Here is an 11,939-nt window from a genome sequence, read left to right on the forward strand (position 1 = left end):
CCCTTTGTGGATTGAGTCGGTCGGGACGGAGACTGGCGTCAGACCGCCAAGACCTTGATCTGCGCAGAGCTACCGGCCCGCCCGGGGCCGGCTCCATCCAGTCGCTCGCCGAGCAGAGTAGAGAGGTCGTCCACGTCCGAGGTCAGCACGGTCACCGGCTTGTCGGTCGCGGCCAGGGCAGTGGCGACGACCATGGCGTCGATCGCGTACTTGTGCCCGTGCAGACCCGCGCTCTTCAACAGGTTCGACGCGGCCCTGGCCAGATCCTGGGTGAGAGGGACGGCCACCAGTCGGGACAGAGCCCGGTCGAGCCTCGTGGGATGCGCCGCGACGTAGTCGGCCTCAACGATGGTGGCCAGGACGGTCTTGTCGGTCAGGGCGGCGTCCTGCTGTGCGGTGTTGCTCGTCAGGTGCTTGGCTCCGGCGTGGTCGTGAGGGCTGGGCGGGAGCAGGCTTCCTGGGCATTCTCACGGAGGCTCGGGAACTCCGGCGAGCCTGCGTAGGGTCGGGAGGACAGGCGCGATGCGGGTGACCAGGCCGCTGAGGCGGCTTGCCGCGAGGTAGAGCTGGATCGTCTGCTGTGGGTGCTGGCGGCCCTGGAGCAGGTCGAAGACGCCTCGCCGTAGTGTGCCGATCTCGTGGATCAGTTCGGGGACCGGCTTGCTGACGTACTCCAGAGAGACGGGCGACATCGGCTTCCACCTGCTCCAGCAGGATGACATCGACATTGGTGGTACTGGGACATTGGTGGTACTGGCGAAGGCGGATGAAGAGGGCTGACTCGGCGGAGTCGGCCGCGATGGCCGTGACCATCTCGCTCGGGCCGGCAGGTCGGCCAGGTCGTTGTAACTGGTCCGGGTGCGGGGGGAGGTTCTGCGGGCGGGGGCATGACTCTCGTGGCCGGGGGTGGTCAGGCTGGGGGGAGTTTGGCGGCGGTGTCGAGGAAGAAGGCGTCGATGCTGTGGACGGCGCGGGTGAAGTCGTCCAGGTTGACCGGCTTGGTGACGTAGGCGTTAGCGTGGCGCTGGTAGGCGCCGGAGACGTCGTCGGGGGCGGCCGAGGTGGTGAGGACGACCACCGGGATGATCTTCAGTTCGTCGTCGCACTTGAGGGCGGAGAGGAGTTCCCGGCCGTTCATCCGGGGCATGTTGAGGTCCAGCACGATGAGGTCCGGTCGGGGCTTGGCCGGGTCGCGCAGGAAGTCCAGTGCGGCCACGCCGTCCGAGACCTGGCTCAGGGTGCGTGCCATGCCGCGCTCGGCCAGGGCGTCCTCGATCAGCATGGCGTCGGCCGGGTCGTCCTCCACCAGCAGGACGTCATAGGGGCGTGCGGCTGCGGACATCATGGTGGGCTCCGGTCGGTCGAGGGCGAGGGAGGGCGGGGGGAGGGGTCAGTGGTGGGTCGGCGGTACGAGCCCGGGCCAGCGGCGGCGGGCTCCCTGGCGGCTGATGCTGCATGCCTTGCCGAGCTGGGGGTAGCCCGCCCCCGCCCGGGCGGCCTCGGCGGCGGCCCGGTCCGTCTGGCGGGCCACCGCGCGCTGAAGGTGCGCCAGCGCGTGCAGGCGGGCCAGCGCCGAGGTCTCGGGGGCCGCGGCCTCCGGGTCGTCGTCCGGTGCGGCGGGCAGCGGCTGGAACGCCTGGTGGGCCAGCCGGTCGGCCAGGGCGTCGACCACCCCGTCCGCGAGCGCGGCGAGCTCTCGTTCGGTCAGCAGGACGGCGAAGTGGGTGCCGGGCATGACCGGCAGCCTAGGCCCCGCCGCACAGCGACGACAACTCCCGTTGTCGCATACCTGTACTGTGTGGCTGCCGCATTGACCCCGACGCGGCGAGCAGGGCCCCTGGAGAGGAACCAGCCGTGGCAGTCCAGGCCGACGCAGTGCAGCACGCCACCGCCGCAGGCACGGAGGCCGTAGCAGGCAGAGGCATCGGCGGCGGACTGGCCGGCGGGGGTGCCGACATCGGGGTCAGGGGGGTGGCCGCCGGCTGGACCACCCGCCGCTGGCTGTGGAACGGCGTCGGCCTGGCGCTGGTGGTGCTGGGCCTGCTCGGCGCCCTGGGCGGATGGGCCCTGGTCCGGACGGCTTCGGTCACCGACCAGCTGGTGGACCACAGTTCACCGGCGCTGACGATGTCGATCCGCCTCCAGTCGGCCCTGGTCAACCAGGAGACCGGGATCCGGGGCTACGGCCTCTCCGGTCAGCGGGACTTCCTCCAGCCCTACACCCAGGGCCTGGCGGACGAGCAGGCGGCCGCCACCGCCCTGCGGCGGCTGACCGCCGGCGACCCCCGGTCCCGCGCGGACCTGACGGCGGCGCTGACGGCAGCCGAGCGGTGGCAGAGCCGCGTCGCCCGCCCGGTCGCCGCCGCCCCCGCCGAAGCAGCGGTGGCGCTGGCCGCCGAGCGGGCGGACGAGGGCAAGGCCGCCTTCGATGCCGTACGCAGCTCCACGAACACCCAGATCGCCCACCTCCAGGCCCGCCGCAGCGCCGCGCGGGCCGACCTGGACCGGGCGGTGGAGCTGCGCAACCTGGTCTTCGCCGCGATCAGCGCGGTGATCCTGCTGCTGGCGGTGCTGATCTTCGAGGGGCTGCGGCGCGGGGTCACCGCCCCGCTGGAGCAGTTGTCGGCGGACGCCCGCCAGGTCGCCCGGGGCCGCTTCGACCACCGGATCACCCCCACCGGCCCGGCCGACCTGCGCCGCCTCGCCGAGGATGTCGAGGCGATGCGCCGACGGCTCTCCGACGAACTGGCCTTCACCGACCAGGCCCGACGCCGACTGGACGAGCAGGCCACCGAACTGCGGCGCTCCAACACCGAACTGGAGCAGTTCGCCTATGTGGCCTCCCACGACCTCCAGGAGCCGCTGCGCAAGGTCGCCAGCTTCTGCCAACTGCTGGAACGCCGCTACGCCGACCAGCTCGACGACCGCGCCAAGCAGTACATCGCCTACGCGGTGGACGGCGCCAACCGCATGCAGACGCTGATCAACGACCTGCTGGCCTTCTCCCGGGTCGGTCGGCTGCACAGCCAGCACACCACGGTCGACCTGGAACGGGTCCTGGCCGACACGCTCGGCTCACTCAGCGTCGCCGTCGAGGAGTCCGGCGCCGAGATCGGCCATGACCCGCTGCCGCAGATCCTGGGGGACACCACCCAACTCGGCATGCTCTGGCAGAACCTGCTCTCCAACGCCATCAAGTTCCGCGACCCCGGCCGCGCCCCCCGCATCCGGATCGAGGCCGAGCGGCAGGGCGACCACTGGCAGTTCTCGGTGACCGACAACGGCATCGGGATCGACCCGGAGTACGCGGACCGGGTGTTCGTCATCTTCCAGCGGCTCCACACCAAGGACGCCTACCCGGGCAACGGCATCGGCCTGGCGATGTGCAAGAAGGTCGTCGAGTTCCACCGCGGCACCATCCGGATCGACCTGGACCACTCCCCGGGCACCCGCCTGGTCTTCACCCTCCCCGCGCTACCGGAGCAGCCGGGCCAACCGGACCAGCCGGACCAGCCGGACCAGCCAGCCGATGGCGCCCGGGCAGCCGGTACCGACGACCCGGAGCAGGCCCGTCCGTGATCCCCGCCGCCTCTTCAGGCCCCCTGCCCTCCTCCTGGCTCGGCGAGCCGACCGACGCCAACCCGGCGCCGCTGCGGATCGTGCTGGTGGAGGACGACGCCGGTGACGCCCTGCTGGTGGAGGAACTCCTGGTCGACACCGGCCTGGAGCACACCCTGCACTGGGAGCAGTCGCTCGGCACGGCCCTCGGCGAGCTGCGACAGCGGCCCGCCGACTGCGTCCTGCTCGACCTCCACCTGCCCGACGCCTCCGGCACCGCCGCCGTCGACGCGGTGCAGCATGCCGACCGCCATGCGGCGGTGATCGTGCTCACCGGCCTGGCCGAGTCCCAGGCAGGTGCCGAGGCGGTGGCGGCCGGCGCCCAGGACTACCTGGTCAAAGGCCAGGTCGGAGGGGAGCTGCTGCGCCGGTCGCTGCGGTACGCGGTGCACCGCAAGCACGCCGAGCGCGCCGCCGCCGAGCTGCGGGAGAACCGCATCCGCGCCCAGGAGAACGCCCGGCTGGAGCGCGGCCTGCTGCCGCCGCCGCTGCTGCACACCCCGGCCGTCACCGCGACCACCCGCTACCTCCCCGGCCGGGAGCACGCCCTGCTGGGCGGCGACTTCCTCGATGTGGTGGAGACCGGCGACGGCACGGTGCACGCCGTGATCGGCGATGTCAGCGGCCATGGACCGGACGAGGCGGCGCTCGGCGTCTGCCTGCGCATCACCTGGCGTGCGCTGACCCTGGCCGGGCACCACGGTCCCGAACTGCTCGCGCTGCTGGAGCAGGTGCTGATCGCCGAGCGTACGCGCGGCGACATGTTCGCCACCTGCTCCCTCCTCACCCTGGACCTGGCGGCGGGCACCGCCACCGTGCACCTGGCCGGCCACCATGAGCCGCTGCTCAGCGCCGGGGGCACCACCGGGCCGTTGGACGCGGAGCCGGGCATCGCGCTCGGTATCGCCCCCGGACTGGGCGACTGGACCGCCACCGTGATCGACCTGCCGCCCACCGGCACCCTGATGCTCTACACCGACGGCCTGATCGAAGGGCATGTCGGCCAAGGCTCGGAACGGCTGGGCACCGCAGGTCTGGTGGCCCTGATCGACCACCGGTCCCACCAGGATCCCGACAGCCATCTCGACCGGCTGGTCGGCACCGTACAGCGGCTCAACGCCGGTCGCCACGCCGACGACCTCGCCATACTCCACCTCGGCTGGCGCTGCCCCGGGTCGACCGCCGAACCGGCCGGAGAGGGCTGCTGATGGGCAGTCGGCGTCCGTGTGTCAGTGGTGGGGCCTACTGTGCTCGGTGGTGAGCCGACCGAGAGGAGAAGCCCGTGGAAGACACCGTGACCGGGGTGCGGGTCGACGTGGCGACGACCGTGGGGGTGCGGCGGGAGCGGCTCTGGGAGCTGATCACCGATGTGTCCCGGACCGGCGAGTGGAGCCCGGAGTGCACCGGGGCGGCATGGCTGGACGGCGACGCGGCGGCGGGGTCTGGGGCGCAGGCGCGGGTGGGGGCCCGGTTCGAGGGGCGCAACCGGTACCCGGACGGGTTTGTCAGCCGGGTGGTGTGCGTGGTCACCGAGGCGGAGCGGCCGAGCGCCTTCGCCTGGGTGGTGCTCGACGACAGCGGCGACCCGGAACGGCCCGCCTCGATCTGGCGGTATGAGCTGCTGCCCGCCGCAGAGCCCAGGCAGACCCTGGTACGGCACTCCTTCGAGCACGGCCCCGGTAACAGCGGGGCCCGGGTGGCGGACCGGCATGACCCCGGGTCGATGGCAGGCCGGTTGGAGCAGTTGCGGGGCAATATGGCGGCCACGCTGGCCGCCATGGTGGCGTCGGAGCAGGACCGGTGCGGTCCCGCCGACTGACCGTCCGGCCGTCGCCCCGGTTCGGGCCGGCGGCCTTTGCGCATCGGCCATGGGGGGTCGTGCGTGAAGGCCGCCGGCCCTGGGCGGGGTCCGGGTCGTCAGGGCCGGGGGGCGGCCGTCGCGAGGGCGGCGGTGGTGCCGGTGGCGAGGGAGTGCTCGGCGGCGGCGAGGACTTCGACCACGCGGAGGCCGAAGGCGGCGTCGCAGGGGTGCGGGACGCCGGTGGCGGCGGCCTTGCGCAGGGCGTCGACGGCCCGGTGCAGGGCGGCTGCGGGGCCGTCGTTCCGCTCGGGGAGCACGGCAACGCCGGACTCGCCGCGCAGTTCCACGGTGGCGCCGCTCGCGGCGGGCGGGGCGGTGAGGCTGAGCGTGGCGGTGGCGGCGGCGCCCGAGGAGTGGCGGCAGACCAGGTGGACGGTGTCCCCGGGACCGCGTACGGCGGTCACCTCGGTCACCTCGCCGAGGACCGGCAGCAGCACCGAGAGGGCGTGCGGGCCGACGTCCCACAGGGCGCCCTTCTCCCGACGCCAGGGCGAGGCCGCAAACGGGCTGTCGGAGGTGAACACCGCGCCCAGCCAGTCCGCCCGGCCGGTGAACCAGCCGCCGACGGCCGCCTGCTCGGAGATCCAGTCGCTCTGCTCCACGCCGAACCGGGTGGTGAAGAAGACCACCGAGGCCACACCCGCGTCGGCGGCGGCCGAGACCGCCTCCCGCGCCTCGGGCACGGTCACTGCCAGCGGCTTGTCCAGCAGCAGATGGCAGCCCGCCTCGGCGGCCCGTACGGCGAGGCCGGACTGCACGGCGGGCGGCAGGGCGACGGCGACGGCGTCCACATCGGCGAGCAGGGCGTCCAGGTCCTGGTACGGGCGGGTGCCGCAGCTTGCGGCCAGCTCGGCCGCCGCCTCCTGCCGCCGCCCCCACACGCCGACGAACTCGACATCCGTGTGGGCCGCCAGTACGGGGGCGTGAACCGCCGTGGCCCAAGGCCCAGTCCCCAGCAGTCCGAATCGCACGTCCCCACCCCTTCGCCACCATGACTCGCCCCGGGTCCGGGGCCTTTCCTCGCTGCTGTCCTCCCCGGCACCTCGTGTGCCCAACCGTCACACTTCCCACCGATGTCGAACGTGTTGTCTCACCCATTCGCCCCAATCCGCACGGCGGATGCCGGGGAGGGGGGCTGGGTGTCGGGGAAGGGCCGGGTGCCGGGGAGGCGCGAGGTGCCAGGGAGGGGGCCGGGTGCCGGGAAGAAGCCGGGGCCAGGGAGGGACCGGGGAGGAGCCCAGGAGGGGGGCTGGGTGTCGCGGGGAAGGGCCGGGTGCCGGGAAGAAGCCGGGGGCCCGGGAAGGGCCAGGGAGGAGACGGGGAGGAGACCAGGAGGGGCTGAGTGTCGGGGAAGGGCCGGGTGACGGGAAGCGCCCAGGAAGGGCCGGGTGCCAGGGAGGAGCCCGGGTGCTGGGGAGGAGCCCGGGTGCTGGGGAGATGTCCGGGAGGGGCCGGGCGTCCCGGAGGGGGCGGGTGTCGGGAAGGGCCGGGGCCGGGCCAGGAGGGGTCGGCTGGGGCGGTCGGTTGGGATGTGCCGTGCTGGGCCGCCGCCGCGCGGGCAGGCGCATGGACGGGTTGAATGGAACCACCATCACCGACGTCCGGGGGTGAGGCAGACGAGCACGAATCCCGATCCCCACTCCGAGGGCCGAGGGCCGGGCGGTTGCGCGGCGGTGCTGGTGCTCGACCGCCATGGGACCGTGCTCACCTGCACGGCGGAGCTGGAGTCGCTGGTCGGCCGCACGGCCGAGGAGATCTGCGGTCGGCCCGCCACGGAGCTGCTGGCGCGGCCCGGCGGGTGGTCGCACCCGCTGCCCCCGCCCGGTAGCCGGGCCGAGTTGCGCCATGCGGCGGGCGGCACGGTGGAGGTGCAGCTGGATGTGCTGCCGCTGCGGGCCGGGGCGGACGCCCGGTACCTGGTGGCGGCCATGCCCGCCGCAGCGGCCGAGCGGCGGCAGCAGAACGAGGCCCTGGTACGCGCGCTGTTCACCCAGACCCGGATCGGCCTGGCCATCCATGACACCGAGCTGCGGCTGGTACGGGTCAACCTCCCCCCGGAGCTGCTGGGCATCCCCGCCGCCGGTGCCGCTGCGGAGACCTCGTCCGTGCCGAGCCTGGAAGAGGTGCTGCTGCCGGACGATGCCGTCGCCGTGCGCGAGCAGTTGCGGAAGGTCGCCGAGACGGGTGTGCCGCTGGTCGACTGGGTGCACTCGGCCCGTCTGCTGAGCCGACCGGAGGCGGACCGGATCGTCTCGCTGTCGGGCTTCCGGCTGGAGGACTCCGAGGGCCGGTTCACCGGGGTCGCCGCGACCTTCACGGACGTCACCGAGCAGGAGCGCACCCGGCAGCAGCTGGCCCTGGTGGGGGCGGCGGCGAAGCGGCTGGAGGGCACGCTGGACGTGGTCCGCTGCGCCGAGCAGCTGGTCGAGGTGATGGTGCCGGAGTTCGCCGACCTGGCGGTGGTGGACCTCACCGAGGCCGTGCTGGTGGGTGAGGAGCCGGGCGGGTTCGCCCATGGTTCGCTGCTCCGCCGGGTGGCGCTGGCCGCCGCCGACGGCGGATGGCCGGACGAGCTCCATCCACGCGGGATGCGGCTGCGGGTGCAGGAGCAGGACAGCCACTGGATGCGCCCCGGCTCGGCGGTGCTGCTGACCGACATGGGGCCGGTGCGGGAGCGCGTGGCCGAGGAGCCGGAGCTGCGCGGGATGGTGCTGCCGGAGGCGGCGACCTCGATGCTGGTGGTGCCGCTGAACGCCCGTGGGCTGGTGCTCGGCGGCCTGCTGCTGTGGCGTACCGGGGACCGGGTCCCGTTCGGCCCGGACGACGCGGCGCTGGGCGAGGAGATCGGCTCCCGGGCCGCGCTCAGCATGGACAGCGCCCGGCGGTACACCCGCGAGCACCGTACGGCGGAGGCGTTGCAGCGCAGCCTGCTGCCCCGCGCGGTGGTGAAGATCAGCGCGGCGGAGACGGTCGGCCTGTACGTCCCGGCGGCGACCACGGCGGGGATCGGCGGCAGCTGGTTCGACGTGATCGCGCTCTCCTCGTCCCGGATCGCGCTGGTGGTGGGCGATGTGGTGGGGCACGGCCTGGAGGCGACGGCGGCCACCGGACGGCTGCGTACGGCGGTGCAGACGCTCTCCGATCTGGACATGACCCCGGAGGAACTGCTGACGCACCTGGACGACCTGGTGCGGCGGCTGGCCGCGGTGGAGGAGAGCGAGGCCTCGCCCGACGGCTCTCCGCCCGACGGCCCCCCGGGGTCCGAGGGGGACAGGGGCGGCGGGGTGTACGGCTCGACCTGCCTCTACGCGGTGTACGACCCCGTCACCGGCCACTGCTCGATGGCCAGCGCGGGCCATCCGCCGCCGGTGGTGGTCGCGGCCGGGGAGGCGGCCGGGATCGCGGACCTCAAGCCCGGTCCGGCGCTGGGCGTGGGCGGGGAGCCGTTCGAGCAGTTGGACCTGGGGCTGCCGCCGGGCAGTGTGCTGGCGCTCTTCACGGAGAAGCTGCTCTCCGCCTCCGGGGAGAGCCCCGGGGAGCGGCTGCGGCGGCTCTGCGCGCAGGTCGAGTCGGCGGCGGCGCCGCAGGCGTCGCCGGCCGAGGTGGGCCGGAACGTGCTGGACAACCTGCTGCCGGAGCCGCCCGAGCAGGACCTGGCGCTGCTGGTGAGCCGGGTCCGGGCGCTGCCCGCCAGCATGACGGCGGCCTGGGAGTTCCCGGGTGAGCCGACGGCGGTGGCGGAGGCGCGGGAGCTGGTCATCGCGCAGCTGACGGAGTGGCGGCTGGAGGAGCTGGCGTTCACCACCGAGCTGATCGCCAGTGAGCTGGTGACCAACTCGATCCGCTACGCCGGGGCGCCCGTCGGTCTGCGGCTGATCCGGGACAAGGTGCTGATGTGCGAGGTGTCCGACCCCAGTCAGACCCAGCCGAGGCTGCGCCGCGCCCGGCCGACCGACGAGGGCGGGCGCGGGCTCTTCCTGATCGCGCAGCTCGCGCACCGCTGGGGCAGCCGCTACACCCGGTTCGGGAAGACCATCTGGACCGAGCAGTTGCTGCCTCCCGGCTGACCGGCACCAGAGGCCGCCCTGCCCTGGCGGGGTCCGGCCGGGGCGCGCACGATGGGGAGAGGGGCCGCATCCAACCCGGGAGGTCCGGAGATGAGTACAGCCAGGGAGATCATGCATCTGGGCGCGCAGTGTGTCAGCGAGCACGAGACGCTGGACGCCGCAGCCCGGATGATGCGGGAGCTGAATGTCGGGTCGCTGCCGATCTGCGGGGACGACGACCGGCTCAAGGGGATCGTCACCGACCGCGACATCGTGGTGAAGTGCCTGGCCGAGGGCGAGGACCCGGCCGTGATGACCGCCGGGGAACTGGCTCAGGGCCGCCCGCTGGTGGTGCGTGACAGCGATGACGCGGACCAGGTGCTGCGGGTCATGGAGCAGCACCGGGTGCGCCGCCTGCCGGTGATCGACCATGACGACCACCGCCTGGTCGGCATGATCAGCGAGGCGGACGTGGCCCGCAACCTTCCCCGGGAGCGGGTGGCGGAGTTCGTCACCGCGGTCTGCGCCGAGTGAGGCCCGGGCCTGTCACGGCAGGTCACGGCAGTCACGGCAGTCACGGCAGGCTCCCGGCAGGTCACGGCAGGTGCGGCGGCTCGTCGTCCCAGAGTTCGGCGGTGACGCGGGCATAGGTGTCCCGCCAGTGCGGCCACTGGCGGACGGCCGAGTCGTCGCACTGGTGCAGCAGGTCGTCGGCGATGCTCGGCGGGACGCCGTCCAGCAGCCAGGCCAGCAGGTCGGCGGTGCCCGGCCCGGCGGCGCGGGTCCAGCGGAGCAGGTCGGCGAGGGTGCCGATCTCGGCGTCCTCGGCGAAGGCGTCGCGCATCACGGGGAGCACCTGGGTCTCCTCGATCCGCAGGTGGCCCTGGAGTTCGATGGCGAACCCCTCCATCACATGCGCGGCGTTCCAGGCGCCGCTGCGGGTGAGGGCGGTCTCCAGGACGCACGCGGTGGTGGCGGCGGCGCTCTGCTCCAGCCCGTGGTGGTCGGCCTCCAGCCAGTTGGCGAGCAGCCGCAGTTCGGGCACGGTACGGCGGAGCAGCGGCCAGAGCCGGGCGTCCTGGTACTCGTGGTAGCGCAGCAGCATGTCGGCCAGGAACTGCCAGTGCCGCACCACGGCGTCGGCGCGGACCTCGTCGCGCGGGCCCAGGGTGCGGATGGCGGCCGGGAGGCGCAGCAGGTCGCGGCGGAGGGCGGCGTGTATCAGGAGCAGGCCGGCGAACCGGACGGTTCCGCCCCCGGCTGCGGGGCTCCCGAACTCGCGGACGTTCTGGGCGAGGACGAACGGGGCAGCGGACATACTGCTCACTTCCGGACGGCCGGGGCGGGTGGTCGGCCCGGGCCTGGTAGGGGGGTCGCGGCGAGGGCGGCCGCGGTGTCCCCAGGGTGCACGGCGCGGATAATCGTGGGATCAACGCGCACGTCGCAGGCCTACGGCGGCCGGATCGGGCACGGACACCGCCTAGGGTTGGGACCGCAACGATCCCCGAGTACGGCAGGAGGGCCGGCAGCATGGGCGGCATCGGAGACTGGGTGGACAAGGCCAGGCAGTTCGCCGAGGAGCACCCTGACCAGATCGGCAAGATCGCCGACAAGGCGGAGGAGTTCGCCAAGGAGCGGACCGGTCATCGCTATGACGACCAGATCGCCAAGGGCGTGGACCAGCTCCAGAGCCGGCTCGGCGGGGACCGCAAGGACGGCGAGGCGGACCGCAAGGAGTAGCAGTGCGCGGCGGGCCGGGCCGGGCGGGACACGCACGGCCCGGCCGCCGGACATCGGGGCGTCCGGGATGCCATGGTGTTGGCCATGACCGTGCTCTCCACCGACCATCCGCTGACCCCGCAGCACGCCCGCCTGCTGCTGGCCGGGTTGCCCACCGAGATCGCCCCGGGGCTGGACGAGGCCGAGCTGGCCGGGGTGGAGCGGCGCTGGGGGTTCCGGTTCGCGCCGGAGCACCGCACCCTGCTCTCCGCCGGTCTGCCGCTGGGCGACGGCTGGCCGGACTGGCGCTCCGGCGACCCGGACCGGTTGGCCGCCCGGCTGGCCTGGCCGGTGGAGGGGGTGCTGTCGGAGGTCGGACCAACGTCGTTCTGGGTGCCGGCCTGGGGACCGCGTCCGGGCGACGACGCGGAGGCGGAGGCGGCGATCCGGCTGCTGCTGGCCGGGGCCCCGGCGATGGTCCCGGTCTTCGGCCACCGCTATCTGCCGGCCGACCCCGAGGTGACGGGGTACCCGGTGCTGTCGATGTACGGGGTGGATGTCATCCACTACGGCCTCGACCTGCTGGACTACCTGTACCGCGAGTTCGGCGTGGGCGAGCCGGCGGAGGACCGGCTGCCGCTGCGGGTGCCGTTCTGGTCGGACGTCATCGACGCGGCCTGAGGCCATGGCCGCGC

Annotated in this window: 13 protein-coding genes; 7 read left to right on the forward strand and 6 right to left on the reverse strand. The window is 73.6% G+C overall.

Translation table 11 applies throughout. The annotated features are described in order from the left end of the window. Positions 1 to 38: 38 nt before the first annotated feature. The 4 genes from C7M71_RS06745 to C7M71_RS06760 form a co-directional block, all read right to left on the reverse strand. Positions 39 to 287 (reverse strand): hypothetical protein, encoded by a 249-nt coding sequence (locus C7M71_RS06745; protein ID WP_111489194.1) that lies wholly within the window; start codon positions 285 to 287, stop codon positions 39 to 41. A gap of 180 nt (positions 288 to 467) precedes the next feature. Next, positions 468 to 692: a hypothetical protein gene (locus C7M71_RS06750; RefSeq protein WP_111489193.1), complete on the reverse strand. Its 225-nt coding sequence runs from the start codon at positions 690 to 692 to the stop codon at positions 468 to 470. 218 nt (positions 693 to 910) lie between these two features. After that, complete coding sequence (locus C7M71_RS06755; protein WP_111489192.1) at positions 911 to 1,345, reverse strand: response regulator; 435 nt, start codon at positions 1,343 to 1,345, stop codon at positions 911 to 913. Positions 1,346 to 1,390: 45 nt separating this feature from the next. Continuing rightward, positions 1,391 to 1,735, reverse strand: a complete 345-nt coding sequence (locus tag C7M71_RS06760; RefSeq protein WP_111489191.1) for a hypothetical protein — start codon at positions 1,733 to 1,735, stop codon at positions 1,391 to 1,393. Positions 1,736 to 1,956: 221 nt separating this feature from the next. Between C7M71_RS06760 and C7M71_RS06765 the strand changes: the two genes are divergently transcribed. The 3 genes from C7M71_RS06765 (at position 1,957) to C7M71_RS06775 (ending at position 5,437) form a co-directional block, all read left to right on the forward strand. Continuing rightward, the gene (locus tag C7M71_RS06765) at positions 1,957 to 3,579 is read left to right on the forward strand and encodes a sensor histidine kinase (RefSeq protein ID WP_111489205.1); all 1,623 of its coding nucleotides are present in this window, start codon (positions 1,957 to 1,959) and stop codon (positions 3,577 to 3,579) included. A 23-nt stretch (positions 3,580 to 3,602) separates the two neighbouring features. Next, positions 3,603 to 4,826, forward strand: a complete 1,224-nt coding sequence (locus tag C7M71_RS06770; RefSeq protein WP_111489206.1) for a PP2C family protein-serine/threonine phosphatase — start codon at positions 3,603 to 3,605, stop codon at positions 4,824 to 4,826. 74 nt (positions 4,827 to 4,900) lie between these two features. Then, positions 4,901 to 5,437: an SRPBCC family protein gene (locus tag C7M71_RS06775; protein WP_111489190.1), complete on the forward strand. Its 537-nt coding sequence runs from the start codon at positions 4,901 to 4,903 to the stop codon at positions 5,435 to 5,437. Positions 5,438 to 5,535: 98 nt separating this feature from the next. Here C7M71_RS06775 and C7M71_RS06780 read toward each other — a convergent pair whose 3' ends face one another. Then, entirely contained in the window at positions 5,536 to 6,450 is a 915-nt protein-coding gene (locus C7M71_RS06780; RefSeq protein WP_111489189.1) for a Gfo/Idh/MocA family protein, read from the reverse strand. Positions 6,451 to 7,152: 702 nt separating this feature from the next. On the opposite strand from C7M71_RS06780, the gene C7M71_RS32530 reads away from it, so the two are divergent. Beyond that, complete coding sequence (locus tag C7M71_RS32530; protein ID WP_265737644.1) at positions 7,153 to 9,546, forward strand: ATP-binding SpoIIE family protein phosphatase; 2,394 nt, start codon at positions 7,153 to 7,155, stop codon at positions 9,544 to 9,546. Between the two features lie 90 nt (positions 9,547 to 9,636). Continuing rightward, positions 9,637 to 10,059 (forward strand): CBS domain-containing protein, encoded by a 423-nt coding sequence (locus C7M71_RS06790; protein ID WP_111489187.1) that lies wholly within the window; start codon positions 9,637 to 9,639, stop codon positions 10,057 to 10,059. Between the two features lie 61 nt (positions 10,060 to 10,120). Here C7M71_RS06790 and C7M71_RS06795 read toward each other — a convergent pair whose 3' ends face one another. Further along, complete coding sequence (locus tag C7M71_RS06795; protein WP_111489186.1) at positions 10,121 to 10,843, reverse strand: hemerythrin domain-containing protein; 723 nt, start codon at positions 10,841 to 10,843, stop codon at positions 10,121 to 10,123. A 212-nt stretch (positions 10,844 to 11,055) separates the two neighbouring features. On the opposite strand from C7M71_RS06795, the gene C7M71_RS06800 reads away from it, so the two are divergent. Together C7M71_RS06800 and C7M71_RS06805 are read left to right on the forward strand one after the other, a co-directional pair. Then, positions 11,056 to 11,265, forward strand: coding sequence for an antitoxin (locus C7M71_RS06800; RefSeq protein WP_229758584.1), 210 nt, complete (start codon positions 11,056 to 11,058; stop codon positions 11,263 to 11,265). A gap of 84 nt (positions 11,266 to 11,349) precedes the next feature. Further along, positions 11,350 to 11,925 (forward strand): hypothetical protein, encoded by a 576-nt coding sequence (locus tag C7M71_RS06805; RefSeq protein ID WP_229758585.1) that lies wholly within the window; start codon positions 11,350 to 11,352, stop codon positions 11,923 to 11,925. Positions 11,926 to 11,939 lie beyond the last annotated feature (14 nt).

Source organism: Peterkaempfera bronchialis (genome assembly GCF_003258605.2).
Taxonomy (GTDB): Bacteria; Actinomycetota; Actinomycetes; order Streptomycetales; family Streptomycetaceae; genus Peterkaempfera; species Peterkaempfera bronchialis.